The sequence below is a fragment of the Streptomyces sp. CA-251247 genome (assembly GCF_050952975.1).
GTDB lineage: Bacteria > Actinomycetota > Actinomycetes > Streptomycetales > Streptomycetaceae > Streptomyces > Streptomyces achmelvichensis.
Genome location: NZ_CP191861.1, coordinates 2,332,297 through 2,349,747 on the forward strand (window position 1 = coordinate 2,332,297; position 17,451 = coordinate 2,349,747).

Genomic DNA, 17,451 nt, shown 5'->3' on the forward strand with positions numbered 1-17,451 from the left:
GGCGTGCCAGGACCTGCTGCCCGGCAGATACCGCGGAGGCAGCAGTCGCGCTGGTGGCGCGGCTGCTGCCGCCCGGCTGCGGCCGCGCTTTCGTCGGCAACCGGCACGAACGCGCGGCTCAGGAACAGACAGGGCCGCTACGGGTCGGTCAGGAATCCGCCGTGAAGCGCACCGACCAGGCGTAGCCGCTCAGGTTGTCGTGCGGGACCCGGCGCACTTCCGTGACGCGGCAGCCGTCGTGGGCGTATTTGAGGGCGAAACGGTCGAGGCGCTGTGCGTCGGTGAGATCCTCCATCGACAGCGGCGCGCCGACAACGAGGTCCTCGTGCAGGACCGGTTCGTGCGCCGAGGTGTCCGAGCATGCCTGGCAGTGATGCGTTCTGGGGAGGGCCATACGGCCAGTGTGCTCCTGTGGCGCGCACGGGCAAGGCCCGACGCGTCACCGACCGCAGCGAACGCCGCCGTCCGCTGTCCTGAAGCGGCCCGTGGGCCGGGACAGCGGACGGCGGCGCCGTGGTGACCGCTACGGCTCCAGCACGACCGGCAGTGCCGAGAGGCCGCGGAAGGCCGGAAACGGAACCTGGAGCCAGGCCGGCTCCTGCGCCGGGTCGGCGAAGGCCAGCCGCGGGAAGCGGCCGAGCAGGCTCGTGAGGGCGATCTGCGTCTCCATCCGGGCCAGCGGCGCCCCGAGGCAGTAGTGACTGCCGTTGCCGAACCCCACGTGGGCGTTCTGCGCGTTGTCGGGCCGGGACACGTCGAACTCGTCCGGGGAGTCGAACTTCCGCGGATCGCGGTTGGCCGAGGTGATCGCGATCTGCACGAGCGACCCCTTCGGGATCCGCGTCTCGGACATCTCCACGTCCTCGGTCGCGAAGCGGAACGTCGCGCTCTCCACCGAGCCGTCGTAGCGCAGCACTTCCTCCACCGCCCGGCCCATCAGCTCCGGGTCGTCCTGCACGGCGCGCAGCTGTGCGGGGTGGGAGAGAAGGTGCTGGACCGCGTTGCCGATGAGGTACGCGGTCGTCTTGTGACCCGCGAACATCAGCAGGAACGCCGTCGAGACGAGCTCGTTCTCGGTGAGGCCGCCGTCCTTGTCCCGCGCCTCGGTGAGCGCGCTGAGCAGGTCCTCCTCTGGGTGGCTGCGCTTGCGCGCGATCAGGTCCGAGAAGTAGCGGTGGAGACTCTCCTCCGCCTGCTGCTGAGCGCGCTTGGACTCCTCGCTGAAGCCGGTCTGGGCCACCGTCGTGGACCAGGTCTGGACGTCCGACCGCTCGTCCTGAGGTACACCGAGAAGTTCGCAGATCACCGTGATGGGCAGCGGGAACGCGAAGGCGGGGAGCAGGTCGAACGCCTCCCGCTTCGGGCACGCGTCCAGCAGCATGTCGGTGATGCCCTGGATCTTCGGCCGCAGCGCCTCCACACGACGGGGGGTGAACCCCGAGTTGACCAGCTTGCGCAGCCGGGTGTGCTTGGGCGCGTCGGCGTTGAGCATGTGGTCGTCCAGCGCCACCGACGAGTCGCCGAAGATTCTCCGGTACGCGTCCATGGCGCCGTACATGTCCTTGCTCAGCCGCGGATCCGACAGAGCGGCCCGGGCGTCCTCGTACCGCGTGATGAGGTACGTGTCGATGCCGTGCGGCGGCTTCATCGGACAGACGGGCTGGTTGTCCCGCAGGTGCTCATAGACCGGGTGCGGGTTCCGCCGGAACTCGGGAGTGCACCGCTCTGCTGCGGCGGCGGGGTCTTGCGTGGTGGTCACGGACGACTCCTGAGGTCGAAGAGGGCCTCGGCGTTGCCGCCGAGGATGCGCTGCTGGGCCGCTTTGTCGACCGGCAGCTTCTCGATCATGCGGACCCACTCCGTCAGTGGCATCGCCATCGGCGGCGAGTCGGTGCCGAACAGCATCCGTTCGGGCCCCAGGACCTCCGCGTTGAGGCTCAGATGCGCCGCGCTGAGAGGACTGGTGTCGACGTACATCCGTTGGAGGGCCGCGCCCGGGTCGGCGGCGGGCGCGACGGCGGGCTGCGCGGGCGGCGCGCCGGCCGCTCCCGGCTGCCCGCCCGGGGCCCCGGCGGGCGGGCCCCAGTGCCGGGGCCGCGCCGCCGTCTGCAGACGGTCCGTCAGCAGCGCCATCGCGCCGCCGCCGGTGGCACCGATGAGCCGCAGATCCGGGTACTTCTCCAGCCACCCGGCGAACGCCAGCATCGCCATGCCCACGGTCAGGTCGCCGAAGCGGCCGATCTGCTCGACGAAGCCCATGTTCTGGACGTGCTCCGTGCCGACGGGTTCGGCCGGGGCGTGCACCATGACCGGCACTCCCGCCTCCGCGGCCAGCGCGAAGAAGGAGTCGGCCCGGGGCGAGCCGAGCAGCTCGCCGTGGACGCTGGAGGTGGTGATCAGACCGACGAAGGCGGGGTCCGCCAACGTCTCCCTGACACCCTCCAGATGGTCGTCGTCGCCGAACGGATTGGCGTACACGTATCCGCGCAGCTGGTCCGGGAACGAGGCGATCAGGCCCGACATCCAGGCGTGGAAGCTGCGCAGCCGGTCCCGCGGCTGGGCGTAGTTGTCGACGCCCGGGACCCGTGCCATCGCGCCGGCCCCGACGGGGCTGCCGATGATGGTGAGGTCGATCCCGGCCTCGGCGCGGGCGGCGAGCATGCCGTCGACGTCGGTCAGGGCGGGGGGCATCGGGAAGCGCTGCGCGGCTTCGGGCGGGGACAGGTGCCCGTGAATGTCGATGATCATGCGCCCACTCCCGTGTCGGGCACGATCGCGCGGGTCACCGCGGCGCAGTCCTCGTCGCCGAGGCCCTGCTCGGTGGCGCGGAGGTGGGTCTCCGCGGCAGCGGCGGTGAGCGGCAGGTGCAGCCCGGCGGCCGCGGCCTGCTCCGTGGCGAGCGCGAGGTCCTTGGCCATCAGACGCAGCCGGAAGTCCGGCTTGTCGTAACGCCCGGCTGCCAGGCGCTTGGACTTGAAGGCCATCACCGGCGAGGCGAAACCGCTGCCCGCGATGGTCGCGAGGACCTGCTGCCGGTCGAGTCCGGAGACGGCGGCCAGCTCGGCGGCCTCGGCCATCGCCTGGACCTCGATGCCCATCAGCAGGTTGAGGAGCAGCTTCATCCGCATGCCCGAGCCGAGCGCGCCGAGGTGGACGACCTCCTTGCCCAGCATGTCGAGCAGCGGCCGGCCCGCGGTGAAGACCCGCTCCTCACCGCCGACGAACAGCCGCAGGTCTCCGCTGCGGGCATGGTCGCGGTTGCCGAGCATGCCGACGTCCAGCACGGAGGGCTCGTCGCCCACCAGGCGGACGACCTCGTCCGGAGAGACGGTGCTCGCGCAGATGATGGCTCCGGGGTACGACCCCCCGGCCAGGACCCCGTCGGGTCCCCGCAGCACCGCGCGCAGCGCCTCGCCGTCGGACACGGTGCATATGGTCGCGCTCGTGCCCTCGACGGCTTCTATCGGCCGGGCCGCGGCGACGGCACCGGCCTTGGTCAGCGGCTCGGCACGCTCCGGGGTGCGGTTCCACACCCGCACCTGTACGCCCTGGTCGAGCAGGCGACCGGCCAGGCCGGCGCCCATCGTGCCGAGTCCGAGCACGGCGACGGGTCCTTGGGTGGGCGTCATGACTTCACCTCCGCGGTCTCCTTGACGACGCGGAAGCGCAGCGACTGGGTCGAGTCGACCCACTTGCGCAGCGGAGCCACCATCTCCTGGTGCTCGTCGCTCTGCTGCCAGGCGAAGAAGGCCTCAGGGGTCTCCCACTCGCTGGTGATGACCCACTGACGGGAGCCCTCCTCCACGGGTTCTCCGAGACGGTCGATGATGTGACCGGGAGTGCGGGCGACGGACTTCCGGATCTGGTCGTACATCTCCAGAAACCCTTCCTCGCAGCCCTCGGTGACCTGGACGGCGAAGACGACGGAAAGCCTGTCGGCCGAATGGCCGTTCTGCACGGTGCCCATATCTCCTCCTGGTGGGTGAGCTCTGCTGGGACACGCCTCCTACCGACTCATGGGCCCAGCACCGCTGCAACTCCACCGCGGGGAGGGCGCCATGGGGCCACGGCGCTCCCACGCCGGGTCGCCCGTACGGGTGAGGGCTGAAGTCGCCCCTGTGCAGGCGTTCCTGGTACGGAGCGTCGTCGGGTGTTCACGGGGTGGCGCGATGGGGCCATTCGAGTGGCGGAGAAGGCCGGTCGGCGAGGGGTCCGGGGCGCCGGATCCGGTGCTCCGGAGCGCCGGCCGGGAGGACGGAAGCGCTGCCGGCGGAGCCGCGCTCAGGCCTGCGACTCGGGTGCGTCGGCGCCCACCGGTTCCGGCTCGTCCGCGCGAGCCCGTCGCCCACCCGGAGCGTCGCGCGGGTTCAGGGTCGGCATCGACACGACGGGCCGTGGGCGCCGGCCGGGCAGGACACGGAACGGCTCCGGGCCGGTGGCCTACTGCCACCGGCCCGGAGCCGACTCATGAACGGGAAACCGCCCCGCGCCTACAGCACCGGCAGGTTCTTCCGCAGCTCGAAGGCCGTGACCTCGCTGCGGTACTCCTCCCACTCCTGCTTCTTGTTCCGGAGGAAGAAGTCGAACACATGCTCCCCCAGCGTCTCCGCCACCAGTTCACTGCGTTCCATCAGCGAGATCGCCTCGCCCAGGTTCTGCGGCAGCGGTTCGATGCCCATCGCGCGGCGTTCCGCGTCCGAGAGCGCCCATACGTCGTCGTCCGCGCCGGCCGGAAGTTCGTAGCCCTCCTCGATGCCCTTCAGGCCCGCCGCCAGCAGCACCGCGTACGTCAGGTACGGGTTCGCGCCGGAGTCGATGGAGCGGACCTCCACGCGGGCCGAGCCCGTCTTGCCCGGCTTGTACATCGGGACGCGGATCAGGGCCGAGCGGTTGTTGTGGCCCCAGCAGATGTACGAAGGCGCCTCGCCGCCCGCGCCCGCGCTGCGGGCCGAGCCGCCCCAGATGCGCTTGTAGGAGTTGACCCACTGGTTGGTGACGGCCGAGATCTCGGCCGCGTGCGTGAGCAGGCCCGCGATGAAGGACCGGCCGACCTTGGAGAGCTGGTACTCGGCGCCCGACTCGTAGAAGGCGTTCCGGTCGCCTTCGAAGAGCGAGAGGTGGGTGTGCATGCCCGAGCCCGGGTATTCGCTGAACGGCTTGGGCATGAAGGTCGCCTGCACGCCCTGCTCCAGCGCGACCTGCTTCATCACCAGGCGGAAGGTCATGATGTTGTCCGCCGTGGAGAGCGCGTCCGCGTACCGCAGGTCGATCTCCTGCTGGCCCGGCGCGCCCTCGTGGTGGCTGAACTCGACCGAGATGCCCATCGATTCGAGCATGGTGATCGCCTGCCGGCGGAAGTCCATGCCGACGTTCTGGGGGGTGTGGTCGAAGTAGCCGGAGTTGTCCGCGGGCACCGGGCGCGACCCGTCGAGCGGCTTGTCCTTCAGCAGGAAGAACTCGATCTCGGGATGCGTGTAGAAGGTGAAGCCCAGGTCCGAGGTCCGCGCGAGGATCCGCTTGAGGACGAAGCGCGGGTCCGCGAAGGACGGAGAGCCGTCGGGCATCAGGATGTCGCAGAACATCCGGGCGGTCCCGGGGGCCTCGGCGCGCCAGGGCAGGATCTGGAAGGTGCTCGGATCGGGCTTGGCGATCATGTCGGACTCGTAGACGCGCGCGAAGCCCTCGATCGCGGAGCCGTCGAAGCCGATGCCTTCGTCGAAGGCCTGTTCCAGCTCGGCCGGGGCCACCGCGACCGACTTCAGGAAGCCGAGTACGTCGGTGAACCACAGGCGCACGAAGCGGATGTCGCGCTCCTCGAGCGTACGGAGCACGAATTCCTGCTGCTTATCCATGTCAACCCAATCCTTGCTGGTCAAGCCGCCTGCTACCGCGAGCATCCCACCCATGGGTTTCAGGCAGGTTGCGAACCCGGGCTGAGCCCATTGTGGGTCAGGGCACACCGGGAGACGACCCTGAGTCCCCTCGCACCTGAGGCGGGCGTGTTCGACGGGCCCCGGCCGTGGGCGGGAGGGCCGCCGCGGAGGCCGGTCGCGAGGGGCCGGAAGCGGCCGGTCGCGGGGGCCGGGAACGGAGCCCCCGTTCCGGCGCGCCGTCCCGCTCGCTACGATCGCGGCCATGGGGGGCCCTCGGCTCACGCGCACCATGCGTCCCGTGGCACTGCTGAGTGCCGTGGCGACGCTCCTCGGCGCGCTCTTCATCTGCCCGAGCGCGTCGGCCGACCACCACAGCGCGGTGCCGGACACGACGGTGGCCGCGTACTCGTGCCCGTACGACAACGGCGCCTGCGGGCTGCTGCCCATGGTCAGCCCCGCCGTGCTCACCGCGCCGCCGCTCGACCCGCCGCTCGACGCGGGGGAACAGCTTCCGCGGCTCGACGCCCCGGCCGGCACGGCCCGGCCTCCCCATGCCACCGCGCTGCCCCGCGCTCCGAGCCTGCACGTCCTTCAGGTGCTGCGGACCTGAGTCGTCCCGCACCTCCTCCGCCCCCACTGATCACTTCATTGACGAAGGACGACACATCATGGCTTCCCGCACCAACGACCGCCGGGCCCGAATAGAGGAGATGCGCCGCGCCGAGCAGGCGCGTGAGCGCCGTGGGCGCATCATCACGATCGCCATCAGCGGTGTCGTCGTGGCCGGCCTGGTCGGCTTCGGCGTCTTCGTCCTCAACAAGGAGTCCGAGGAGAAGGACCAGCAGGTCGCCGAGGCGAAGGCGCCGGTCACCGGCGAGAAGTCCTGGGACGCCAAGAAGCTCGGGCGCAACCATGTCGCCAAGGCCGTCACCTACCCCATGAAGCCGCCGGTCGGCGGTGACCACAACCAGGTCTGGATGAACTGCAACGGCGACGTCTACACGGAGCCGGTCCCCGACGTGAACGCGGTGCACTCGCTGGAGCACGGCGCCGTGTGGGTGACGTACAACGACAAGGCACCGGCCGGCGAGGTCAGCAAGCTCGCCGACAAGGTGAAGAAGACGCCGTACTCGATGATGAGCCCGGTCAAGGACCAGGCGGGCGCCATCATGATCTCCGCGTGGGGCAAGCAGGTCACCGTCGACAGCGCGAGCGACAAGCGCGTGAGCCAGTTCTTCACCAAGTACGTGCAGGGCCCGCAGACGCCCGAGCCGGGCGCCGCGTGCACCAACGGTCTGGGTGGCAAGTGATCCGTATGACCCGTACGCACTGGGCGGCCGTCGTGGCGGTCGTCCTGGCGCTGCTGTTCGCGGGGGCCGCCACGGTGGCCTCCGCGGGTGGTGGTGACTCCGCCACGGCCGCGACGCCGACGGCGGATTCGGCGGATGCCGGGTTCGCGCGCGACATGGCGGTCCATCACCAGCAGGCGGTGGAGATGTCGTTCATCGTGCGCGACGGCACCCAGGACGACGAGGTCCGCCGTCTGGCGTACGACATCGCCAACACCCAGGCCAACCAGCGCGGCATGATGCTGGGCTGGCTGGATCTGTGGGGCCTGCCGAAGGTCGCGGCGGACAGTGAGCCGATGGCCTGGATGGCCGGCGACGCGAAGGGCGGCCACGGCGGCCACGGCGGGACCGGTCATCAGGCCGAGGACGGCTCGCTGATGCCGGGCATGGCGACCAAGGCGGATGTGGAGCGGCTGGACAAAGCCGTGGGCAAGCAGGCCGAGATCGAGTATCTCCAGCTGATGATCGTCCACCACAACGGCGGGATCTCCATGGCCAAGGGCTGTGTGGAGCGGTGCTCGGTCGACACGGAACGGGACCTCGCCGCGGGCATGGTCGCCGCGCAGGAGTCGGAGGTCGCCCTGATGGTGGACCTGCTGCACAAGCGGGGCGCGGACGCCCGGTCCTGAGCACCCCGGTTCGCGCGGCCCGGTCCGGTTCCGGCCGGCCGGTCCGCGACGAGCCGGTCCGCGACGAGTCGGTCCGCGACGGGCCGGTCCGGACGTGACCGCCGCCGTACCCGCGGGTCACTGCGACCCTGACCGCGCCCGTACCCCCGCACGGGGTCCCGGCCGCGTCAGCGCCCGTCCGCCCCCGTCAGCCGCCAGGTGATCCGGGGCGGGCGGACCGCCGCGCAGAGCGGCATTCCGCAGCTGTCCGTCAGACCGAGCGCGGTCTCCGCCGTGCCGCCGGACGCCGCCCCCTCCGGCAGATCGGCGAGGAAGATCTTCGCCCGGCGGAACATCGCGAACTCACCGCCGTCCCTGAGCTCGCCCCACGTCAGATACACGAAGCGCTCCCCGCGCCGCCCCTGGACATACGGGCCGCGGAAGTCGGCCGGTCCGTCGGCGGCCTCGACCGTCTCGACCGGGATGTCGAACACCGCCTCGGCCGCGTCGGCCCGCACCAACTGGTCCGGCTCGCGGCCGCGCTGGGTGCCCACATGGACGTCGCGGTAGTCGCCGCACACGCTGCCGGGCAGCTCGTGGCCCGTGATCCGCAGGGTCAGCCGTGCCATGCCGAGACCTCCTGGTCGCTGTCGAGTACGGCGGTGGCCACCGCGTCCGGCCGGTCGAGCATGATCAGATGACCGGCCTCGACCTCCTGGAACCGGGCGCCGAGCAGTTCGGCGAACGCCCGCTGCCGCGCCGTCCACCGGCGCCCCGCGGCGTCGGCGGCGAGCACGGTGACCGGTACCTCCGGCAGGGCGTACCGCTCGCGTAGGTCGAGGAGTTCGGCGGCGACCGCGCGGTAGTGGGTGTTCTCCAGCAGCGCGCCGCGCAGGACGCGCGAGGTGCCGTAGCAGCGCCGTACGAGGTCCGCGGGTGCCGGGTCGCCACCGCCCGTGCGGGACAGCCGTACGGCCGCGCGCCGGGTCGGCGGGCCGAGGGCGGCCGGTACCCCGAGGGCTCCCAGCGCCCTGCCGAGCGCACCGGTGACCGCGGTGCGTACAGCGGGCGCGGCCGGTCTGCGCGCAGTCTCCTCGATGCTGGAGTCGACGAGGACGACGGCCGCGGTGCGGGCAGGATGGAGCCGGGCGAAGGCCTCGGCGTGGAACCCGGCGATCGAGTGGCCCACCACCGTCACCGGCCCGTCCGTCCCGAGCGCGTCGAGCAGGCCCGCGATGCGGTGGGCCTCGCCGGCGGCCGAGGGCGGCACGGTGGCGGGGGCGCTGAGCCCGTGGCCCGGCCGGTCGAAGCGGACGACGGTGCGGTGCGGTGCGAGGAGGGGCACGACGGGGTCCCAGTCGAACCAGCTCATGGCGAGGCCGGCGCTCAGGACGCAGACCGGGCCGTCGCCCTCGACGACCACATGGTGCGCCACCCCGCCCACCCGTACGAACGTCACTGCGCCCCGCCTCTCCCCGCCCCTGCCGATGACGGCACGTGAGTTTCCCGCCAGCCTGCCACGGGCGGCGGCCGGCCGGCCCCGTGGGCCGGGCATGGGGCCATGATCAACGGCCCCCGGTGCGCCCGCACGCCGAAGAGGCCCGACCGCACGATCGACCTGGGGCCGGCCGGCAGCCGGCGGACCACAGGGCGTTCGACGGCCGCCCTGCACCCCCGGCCGGCGCCGCCCGGTCCGTGCGGACGAGCGGGTGCGGCCGGTGTCCCGCAACGGCACGACGTTGTGGCACCTCTCACCCCCGCGCTACAGCGCATCATCTTCCTCTCACAGGACATCGCGTCAGAAAGACGATTACACTGGGCCGCGTGCCTCAACTACGTCTCGCTCTGAATCAGATCGACTCGACCGTCGGCGACCTCACCGGCAACGCCGAGGCGATCGTGCACTGGACCCGGCACTCCGCCGAGCAGGGGGCGCACCTCGTCGCCTTCCCCGAGATGGTGCTGACCGGCTACCCCGTGGAGGACCTGGCCCTGCGGTCGTCCTTCGTGGAGGCGTCCCGGGCCGCCGTGCGGGCACTCGCGGTGCGGCTCGACGACGAGGGCTTCGGCGAACTGCCCGTGATCCTCGGGTTTCTCGACCGCGCCGAGCACGCCCAGCCGAAGTACGGCCAGCCAGCGGGGGCGCCGCGGAACGCCGCCGCCGTACTGCACCGGGGCGAGGTGGTGCTGACGTTCGCCAAGCACCACCTGCCCAACTACGGCGTCTTCGACGAGTTCCGCTACTTCATGCCCGGCGACACGATGCCGGTGATCCGGGTGCACGGCGTCGACGTCGCGCTCGCGATCTGCGAGGACCTCTGGCAGGACGGCGGACGGGTACCGGCCACCCGCTCCGCCGGTGCCGGGCTGCTGGTCTCCATCAACGCCTCGCCGTACGAGCAGGACAAGGACGACACCCGGCTGGAGCTGGTGCGCAAGCGCGCCCAGGAGGCCGGCTGCACCACCGCGTACCTGGCGATGATCGGCGGGCAGGACGAGCTGGTCTTCGACGGTGACTCGATCGTGGTCGACGCGCGGGGTGAAGTCGTCGCGCGTGCACCGCAGTTCGCGGAGGGCTGCGTCGTCCTCGACCTGGAGCTGCCCGCCGCGGGCGAGGCGCCGTCGGGGGTGGTGGACGACGGGCTGCGGATCGACCACGTCGTCCTCTCCGAGGACCCGCTGCCCGCGTACGAGGCGGAGGTGCCGGGCGGGTACGCCGAGCGCCTGGAGGACGACGAGGAGGTCTACTCCGCTCTGGTCGTGGGCCTGCGCGCGTACGCCGCCAAGAACGGCTTCCGTTCGGTGCTGGTCGGACTGTCGGGCGGTATCGACTCGGCGCTCGTCGCCGCGATCGCCTGCGACGCGCTCGGCGCGCAGAACGTGTACGGCGTCTCCATGCCGTCGAAGTACTCCTCGGACCACTCCAAGGGCGACGCCGCCGAGCTGGCCCGCCGCACGGGGCTCAACTTCCGCACGGTGTCGATCGAGCCGATGTTCGACGCGTACATGGGCTCGCTCTCCCTCACCGGCCTCGCCGAGGAGAACCTCCAGTCACGGCTGCGCGGCACGATGCTGATGGCCCTGTCCAACCAGGAGGGCCACATCGTGCTCGCGCCGGGCAACAAGTCCGAGCTGGCGGTGGGGTACTCGACGCTGTACGGCGACTCGGTCGGCGCGTACGGACCGATCAAGGACGTCTACAAGACGACCGTGTTCCGGCTCGCGCGGTGGCGCAACCGCGCCGCCGAGGAGCGCGGTCAGGTGCCGCCGATCCCGGAGGCCTCGATCAGCAAGCCGCCGAGCGCCGAGCTGCGTCCCGGCCAGGTCGACACCGACTCGCTGCCGGACTACGACGTGCTGGACCGGATCCTCGCGATGTACGTGGACCGGGACCAGGGCAAGGACGCGATCGTCGAGGCCGGGTTCGACGAGGAACTGGTGGCGAAGACGCTGCGGATGGTGGACACGGCGGAGTACAAGCGACGCCAGTACCCGCCGGGCACCAAGATCTCGGCGAAGGGCTTCGGCAAGGACCGGCGGCTGCCGATCACGAACCGCTGGCGCGAGACGACCGGCTGACCTCGCGCCGTCCGGACGGAGGGGGACTTCCCGCGGCAATGACGCGGGAGGTCCCCTTCGCCGTACGGTCCAGCAGTCCGGCGGCCGCGGCGATGCCCAGTCCGGCCACCGCGAGCACGGCGCCGACCAGCATCGGGGACGTCCAGCCCCAGCCCGCCGCGATGGCCGCGCCACCGAGCCAGGCGCCGCCCGCGTTGGCGAGGTTGAAGGCGGAGTGGTTGGAGGCGGAGGCCAGGGTCGGGGCGTCCTTGGCCTTGTTCATCACCAGCATCTGCAGCGGGGTCGTGGTCATGAACCCGACCGCGCCGAGGACGACGACGGTGACCAGGGCGGCCGCCTGGTGGTGCACGGTGAAGCGGAAGGCCACCAGCACGATCGCGAGGGCGGCGAGCGATCCGTACAGCGTGGGGCGCAGTGCCCGGTCGGTGAGCGGTCCCGCGGCCAGGGCGCCGAGCGTCATGCCGATGCCGAACAGCGCGAGGACGAGGGTGACGGAGGACTCGCCGAAGCCCATGACCTCGGTGGTCATCGAGGCCAGGTACGAGTAGACGGCGAAGACGCCCGCGAAGCCGAAGACGGCGGTGAGCAGGCCGAGGAGCACCTGGCGGTTGCCGAGGGCGCGCATCTCCCGGCCGAGGCTCTGATGGTCGTCCATGGGTATCCGCGGGACGAGCCGGGCGAGCGCCGCCATGGCGACCAGTCCGATCACGGTGACCACGAGGAAGGTGGCGCGCCAGCCGAGGTGCTGGCCGAGCAGGGTGGCGGCGGGAACGCCGACGATGTTGGCGACGGTGAGGCCGAGGAACATCGTGGCCACGGCCCGCGCCTGCCGCCCGTCGGCGACCAGCCGGGCGGCGACGACGGCGCCGACGCCGAAGAAGGCACCGTGCGGAAGGCCGGCGAGCACCCGGCCCGCGACGAGCCATCCGAAGCCGGGGGCGAGCGCGGAGGCGAGGTTGCCGACGACGAAGAGCGCCATCAGGAGCAGCAGCATCTTCTTGCGCGGGACGCGTGAGCCGAGGGCGGTGAGCAGGGGCGCGCCGAGGACGACACCGATCGCGTACGCGGAGACGAGATACCCCGCGGTGGGGACGGACGTGCCGAGGTCGTCGGCGACGTTGGGCAGCAGGCCCATCATGACGAATTCTGTGGTGCCGATGCCGAAGGCGGAGACGGCAAGCGCGAGCAGCGCCAGGGGCATGGGGGTGGGCCTTTCACAACGCGTAAGTTCCTTTACTGAACAAAGGGTCTCACGTGCTGGGTCCCCCGGGGTGAACGCCGGGTTTCGGTCCGGGGTCCCCAAAGGCCCTCCGGGGACCCCGGAAGGCCCCGCGGACCGCGGTCAGAACCTGACCCGCGCCGCGATCGGCAGGTGGTCGCTGTCCGTCTGCGGCAGCGTCCACGACGAGACCGGGTCGATCCCCCGCACCATGATCTGGTCGATCCGCGCCATCGGGAACGACGCCGGCCAGCTGAACCCGAAGCCGTCCCCCGCCGCTCCCTGGGTGGAGCGCATCTGCGAGGTGATGGCCTTCAGCGAGCGGTCGTTCATCGTCCCGTTGAGGTCGCCGAGCAGCACCACCCTGGCAACCGGCTCGCGGGCGATCGCCATGCCGAGCGCGTCGGCGCTGTTGTCCCGCTGATTGGCGGTGAAGCCGGCGTTCAGCTTCACCCGCACCGAGGGCATGTGGGCCACGTACACCGCGACCGCGCCCTGCGGGGTCTGCACGGTGGAGCGCATCGCGCGCGTCCAGCCCATGTTGATGTCGACGGGCGCGGTGTCGCTCATGGGGTACTTGCTCCACAGGCCGACCGTGCCCTGCACCGAGTGGTACTTGTACGTCCCGGCGAGCGCTTCCTCGTAGGTGGAGACCTGCCCCTGGGGCAGTTCCTGGAGCGCCACGACGTCCGCGCCCGAGGCGGCCACGTCCTGCGCGGTGCCCCCGGGGTCCGGATTGCCCGCGTTCACGTTGTGCGTGGCGACCGTCAGATCGCCGCCGCCGACCGACTTGTCGGTGAGCAGCCCGCCGAAGAGGTTCAGCCACACGATGGTCGGGAGCAGCAGGGCGATCAGCGCGCTGGCAGAACGCCGCCACACGGCGGCGACGAGGATCACCGGGATGAACACGCCCAGCCACGGGAGAAACGTCTCCGCGAGACTGCCGAGGTTCCCGATCCTGTTGGGCATCTGCGCGTGCAGGATCATCAGCAGCGCGATCACCACGGCGCACGACGCGAGGAGAAGACCGCGCCGCCAGATGCCGCTGTCGCCCCGCCAGCGCTCCAGCAGGCGCCGGACCCGGGATGAGCTGAACCGGTCCCCCGGGCCGCCGTTCCCGGTCTCCGTCTTGTACGCCTGCACCATGGAGCTGTCCTCACTGCCTTGCCGTCACACCAGCCTCGGCGTCGACACTAGGCGATGACGGTACTTTCCCTGCCGCCCCGGGGCGGCCGTACTGTTTCGGAGACGACAGTGAGGCGCCCGGGGTTCCTGGTATCAGGCCAGGTTGGGGCGCTGTGACAGAACACGCACACTTCGGGCAACACCTGGGCCCGGCGTGTCACACGGGCCTGCGGACCCCTGCGAGCACCGCGTCGACCATCTGTTCCGCACTGCCGGCGCCCGGCGTTCCGCCGGACCGCAGCACGGTCCGTATGAGCATCGGACCGAGGAACAGGTCACCGAGCAGATCGACGTCGATGTCGTCACGGATCTCGCCCATCTCGACGCCCCGGCGCAGCACTTCGTCCATCCGGCGACGCCGGGGGGCCACCGAGGTGCGGTGATACATGTCCCAGAGCCGGGGGTAACTCTGCATCTGGGCGAAGACGTTGTGCAGCAGGGCCGAGGACCCTTTGGCGAGTCCGCGCCGGCGCACGCTCTCCACCATCGCGACCAGATCGTCCCGTACCGACGTGCCGGGCAGCGGCGGGTCCACCGGCTCGATGGACCGGACGACGTCGACGAACAGCGCCTCCTTGCCCTCCCAGCGGCGGTAGATGGTGGCCTTGCCGACGCCGGCGGTACGGGCGATGCGGTCGACGGAGAGTTCGGAGAGCGGCAGACCCTCCTCCAGCAGGGTCACCACGGCCTCGACGATCGACCGTTCCGCCGCCTCGCTGCGCGGCCGGCCGCGGCGGACCACCGGCGCGGAGCCGCCGGCGGTGCGGGGCTCGGCGTGACGCGCGGCCCGTGCGGGGCCGCGGGACTCCCGGCCGGGGCGCGCCCGGTCGTCCTGCACGGGCATGTCCGCACCGCCTCTCACTGTCGTCACCGCCGCCGCCACCCGGTTCGCCGCCGCCGGTTCGCCAACGTCGCCGTCCGTTCGCCGCCGGGCCGCGGGTCAGCGTCCGGCGCCCTCCCGCTCGGGCAGCGCGTCGGGCTCGGGGGCCTGGCGGGCCGGGTCCCTGCCCGGCAGGAAGAGCGCCACGACGACCGCTCCGGCGACGGCCACAGCCGCCGCACAGGCCGCTGTCAGATGCATGGCGTCGAGAAAGGCGTCCTGCGCCGGGCCGACGAGCGCCTTGCCGGCCGGACCCATGGTGTCCGCCACGCCGAGGGTGGCCTCGATCGATTCCCCGGCCGCGCTCCGGGCGTCCGCCGGAACGCTCAGCAGGTGCCCCTCGATCTCGCTGCGGTAGCGCGTGGACAGCAGCGAGCCGAGGACGGCGACACCGAGCGCTCCGCCGACCTGGCGGAAGGTGTTGTTGATCGCGGAGCCGGAGCCGGCCTTCTCGCGGGGCAGCGCCTGCATCACGGACAGCGTGACCGGCGGCATGATGTGCGCCATTCCGACGCCCTGGACGAACAGCATGAACTCCACGACCCACAGGGGCGTGGACGCGTCGAAGAACACGAAGGCCGCGAGTCCGGCCGCGACCATCACCATGCCGACGGCACAGACGGGACGGGCGCCGAACCGGTCGACGACAAGCCGGGCCCGGGGGGCGAAGACCACCTGGGCGACGGCGAGCGGCAGCACGAGCATGCCGGCGCGCAGCGGGCTGTAGCCGCGGATGCTCTGGAGGTAGAAGGCGGAGAAGAACGTCACACCCATCACCGCGAAGAAGACCAGCGCCATGGCGGCGATCGCCGCGGAGAAGGCCGGCTTGGCGAAGCAGGAGAGGTCCAGCGCCGGATGGTCGATGTGCTTCTCGTACAGGACGAAGAGGGCCAGCACGACGAGGCCGCCGACCAGCGGGAGCAGCACGGACGCCGCGGTGAAGTCGGCGAGTTCGCCGCCGCGGATGATGCCGTACACCAGCAGCACCAGGCCGACGATGGACAGCAGCACACCGACGGGGTCGAGACGGCCGGGATTCGGGTCCTTGGAGTCGGGCACCAGGATCGCCATCGTGACCAGCGCGACGATCACGACGGGGACGTTGATCAGGAAGATCGAGCCCCACCAGAAGTGCTCCAGGAGCACTCCGCCGGTGAACGGGCCGATGGCGATGGCGACGCCCACGCTGCCCGTCCAGATCCCCATGGCCCGGGCCTGCTCGTCGCGCTCGAAGACATTCATCAGGACGGCGAGCGTGGCAGGCATCACAAAGGCGGCGCCGAGGCCCATGATCGCCCGGTAGACGATGAGTTCCGAGGGGGTGGCGGAGAAGGCGGCGAGCGCGGAGCCCGTGCCGAAGACCAGGACGCCGAGGAGCAGCACGTTCTTGCGCCCGAGCCGGTCGCCGACCAGGCCGGCGGTGAAGAGGAGGCCGGCGAAGACGAGCGTGTAGGCGTTGATCGCCCACTCGAGCTCGCTCTGGGTGGCGCCGATGCCCGTGGGTGCGGGGGTGGCGATCGTCTTGACCGCCACATTCAGGATCGAGTTGTCCAGCACCACGATGAGCATGCTGAACGTCAGGACGGTGAGGATCGCCCAGCGTCGACGGTGGACGATCTCGGGGACAGAGGGTGCGACACGACCCGGCGGTGTGGCCATCGGCGCAGAATATCCCATTTCGATACGAAATCGTCTCGTATAGCAGGGCGACACCCGGCCGGCCCCCTCCCCTTCCGTCCGGACGGCACGAGGTGCCACCATGGAGCTGATCCGGGGACGCCGTCAGGGTGCCTCGAGATGACGAAGGAGCCGTTAGCCATGACGCTTCAGGCTGCCCAGAAGCCCACCGACAGCAGCAAGGCGCTGTACGGCGGCAAGGGCACTCGCCGCATCACGGTCCACGACATCACCGCCGCCAAGGAGCGCGGCGAGAAGTGGCCCATGCTGACCGCCTACGACGCGATGATCGCCTCCGTCTTCGACGAGGCAGGTATCCCCGTGATGCTCGTCGGCGACTCCATGGGCAACACCCACCTCGGCTACGACACCACCGTGCCGGTCACGATGGACGAGATGACCCTGCTCTCCGCGGCGGTCGTCCGGGGCACCAGCCGCGCCCTCGTCGTCGGCGACCTCCCGTTCGGTTCGTACCAGGAGGGGCCCGTCCAGGCCCTGCGCAACGCCACCCGGCTGGTCAAGGAGGCGGGCGTCGGCGCGGTCAAGCTGGAGGGCGGCGAGCGCTCGCTGCCGCAGACCGAGCTGATCGTCGAGTCCGGCATCCCCGTGATGTCGCACCTGGGCCTGACCCCGCAGTCCGTGAACACCATGGGCTACCGGGTACAGGGCCGCGGCGACGAGGCGGCGCACCGGCTGCTGCGCGACGCCAAGGCCGCCCAGGACGCGGGCGCCTTCGCGGTCGTCCTCGAACTGGTCCCCGCGGAGCTGGCCGCCGAGGTCACCCGGTCCCTGCACATCCCGACGATCGGCATCGGCGCCGGTCCGGACACGGACGCCCAGGTCCTCGTCTGGACGGACATGGCGGGTCTCACGGGCGGCAAGGTGCCGCGCTTCACCAAGCAGTACGCCGATCTGCGCAGGACGCTCGGCGACGCCGCGAAGGCCTTCGCCGACGATGTCGTCGGCGGCGCGTTCCCGCAGGAAGAGCACACCTTCCACTAGCCACTCCCGGCACAGACGACAGCCCGCCGATCTTCCCCCGTCGGCGGGCTGTCGGCATGCCCACGTCAGATTGCTGCTG

Annotated in this window: 17 protein-coding genes; 5 read left to right on the top strand and 12 right to left on the bottom strand. The window is 71.3% G+C overall.

All coding sequences use genetic code 11. The annotated features are described in order from the left end of the window. Positions 1-148 precede the first annotated feature (148 nt). From ACQPWZ_RS10305 to glnA, 6 genes are all read right to left on the bottom strand, one after another. On the bottom strand, positions 149-394 hold the full coding sequence (locus ACQPWZ_RS10305; protein ID WP_340472754.1) for a hypothetical protein: 246 nt from the start codon (positions 392-394) through the stop codon (positions 149-151). Positions 395-523: 129 nt separating this feature from the next. Then, entirely contained in the window at positions 524-1,759 is a 1,236-nt protein-coding gene (locus tag ACQPWZ_RS10310; protein WP_433571161.1) for a cytochrome P450 family protein, read from the bottom strand. Then, the gene (locus ACQPWZ_RS10315; protein WP_340472756.1) at positions 1,756-2,748 is read right to left on the bottom strand and encodes an amidohydrolase family protein; all 993 of its coding nucleotides are present in this window, start codon (positions 2,746-2,748) and stop codon (positions 1,756-1,758) included. Before ACQPWZ_RS10315 ends, ACQPWZ_RS10310 begins: the two co-directional genes overlap by 4 nt. Further along, positions 2,745-3,629 (bottom strand): NAD(P)-dependent oxidoreductase, encoded by an 885-nt coding sequence (locus tag ACQPWZ_RS10320; protein WP_356703547.1) that lies wholly within the window; start codon positions 3,627-3,629, stop codon positions 2,745-2,747. Before ACQPWZ_RS10320 ends, ACQPWZ_RS10315 begins: the two co-directional genes overlap by 4 nt. Next, positions 3,626-3,967, bottom strand: coding sequence for an antibiotic biosynthesis monooxygenase family protein (locus tag ACQPWZ_RS10325; protein ID WP_313946699.1), 342 nt, complete (start codon positions 3,965-3,967; stop codon positions 3,626-3,628). Before ACQPWZ_RS10325 ends, ACQPWZ_RS10320 begins: the two co-directional genes overlap by 4 nt. 523 nt (positions 3,968-4,490) lie before the next feature. Next, positions 4,491-5,852 (bottom strand): type I glutamate--ammonia ligase, encoded by a 1,362-nt coding sequence (gene glnA / locus ACQPWZ_RS10330; protein ID WP_340472770.1) that lies wholly within the window; start codon positions 5,850-5,852, stop codon positions 4,491-4,493. 310 nt (positions 5,853-6,162) lie between these two features. Here glnA and ACQPWZ_RS10335 point away from each other — a divergent pair, with 310 nt between their 5' ends. The 3 genes from ACQPWZ_RS10335 to ACQPWZ_RS10345 are packed head-to-tail and all read left to right on the top strand — an operon-like array spanning position 6,163 to position 7,851. Then, positions 6,163-6,483 (top strand): hypothetical protein, encoded by a 321-nt coding sequence (locus ACQPWZ_RS10335; protein ID WP_340477820.1) that lies wholly within the window; start codon positions 6,163-6,165, stop codon positions 6,481-6,483. Positions 6,484-6,541: 58 nt separating this feature from the next. After that, positions 6,542-7,183, top strand: coding sequence for a DUF3105 domain-containing protein (locus tag ACQPWZ_RS10340; RefSeq protein WP_340472771.1), 642 nt, complete (start codon positions 6,542-6,544; stop codon positions 7,181-7,183). A 5-nt stretch (positions 7,184-7,188) separates the two neighbouring features. After that, positions 7,189-7,851, top strand: a complete 663-nt coding sequence (locus ACQPWZ_RS10345) for a DUF305 domain-containing protein (RefSeq protein ID WP_340472772.1) — start codon at positions 7,189-7,191, stop codon at positions 7,849-7,851. A gap of 167 nt (positions 7,852-8,018) precedes the next feature. Here ACQPWZ_RS10345 and ACQPWZ_RS10350 read toward each other — a convergent pair whose 3' ends face one another. Together ACQPWZ_RS10350 and ACQPWZ_RS10355 are read right to left on the bottom strand one after the other, a co-directional pair. Further along, positions 8,019-8,459, bottom strand: a complete 441-nt coding sequence (locus ACQPWZ_RS10350) for a DUF5990 family protein (RefSeq protein WP_405569087.1) — start codon at positions 8,457-8,459, stop codon at positions 8,019-8,021. Next, complete coding sequence (locus ACQPWZ_RS10355) at positions 8,447-9,289, bottom strand: alpha/beta fold hydrolase (protein WP_433571162.1); 843 nt, start codon at positions 9,287-9,289, stop codon at positions 8,447-8,449. The genes ACQPWZ_RS10350 and ACQPWZ_RS10355 overlap by 13 nt, the downstream gene beginning before the upstream one ends. A gap of 365 nt (positions 9,290-9,654) precedes the next feature. Between ACQPWZ_RS10355 and ACQPWZ_RS10360 the strand changes: the two genes are divergently transcribed. Continuing rightward, positions 9,655-11,409, top strand: coding sequence for an NAD+ synthase (locus tag ACQPWZ_RS10360; protein WP_340472775.1), 1,755 nt, complete (start codon positions 9,655-9,657; stop codon positions 11,407-11,409). Here ACQPWZ_RS10360 and ACQPWZ_RS10365 read toward each other — a convergent pair. The 4 genes from ACQPWZ_RS10365 to ACQPWZ_RS10380 form a co-directional block, all read right to left on the bottom strand. Next, on the bottom strand, positions 11,378-12,610 hold the full coding sequence (locus ACQPWZ_RS10365) for an MFS transporter (RefSeq protein ID WP_340472776.1): 1,233 nt from the start codon (positions 12,608-12,610) through the stop codon (positions 11,378-11,380). The two genes, ACQPWZ_RS10360 and ACQPWZ_RS10365, sit on opposite strands and share 32 nt — an antisense overlap. Positions 12,611-12,751: 141 nt before the next feature. Further along, positions 12,752-13,774, bottom strand: a complete 1,023-nt coding sequence (locus ACQPWZ_RS10370) for an endonuclease/exonuclease/phosphatase family protein (RefSeq protein WP_340472777.1) — start codon at positions 13,772-13,774, stop codon at positions 12,752-12,754. 196 nt (positions 13,775-13,970) lie between these two features. After that, on the bottom strand, positions 13,971-14,657 hold the full coding sequence (locus ACQPWZ_RS10375; protein WP_433571163.1) for a TetR/AcrR family transcriptional regulator: 687 nt from the start codon (positions 14,655-14,657) through the stop codon (positions 13,971-13,973). A gap of 96 nt (positions 14,658-14,753) precedes the next feature. Continuing rightward, positions 14,754-16,352 carry an MFS transporter gene (locus ACQPWZ_RS10380; RefSeq protein WP_405569098.1) on the bottom strand — a complete coding sequence of 533 codons (1,599 nt, stop codon included), beginning with the start codon at positions 16,350-16,352 and terminating at the stop codon, positions 14,754-14,756. Between the two features lie 159 nt (positions 16,353-16,511). Between ACQPWZ_RS10380 and panB the strand changes: the two genes are divergently transcribed. Continuing rightward, complete coding sequence (gene panB / locus ACQPWZ_RS10385) at positions 16,512-17,372, top strand: 3-methyl-2-oxobutanoate hydroxymethyltransferase (protein ID WP_356703554.1); 861 nt, start codon at positions 16,512-16,514, stop codon at positions 17,370-17,372. The last annotated feature ends 79 nt before the right edge of the window (positions 17,373-17,451 follow it).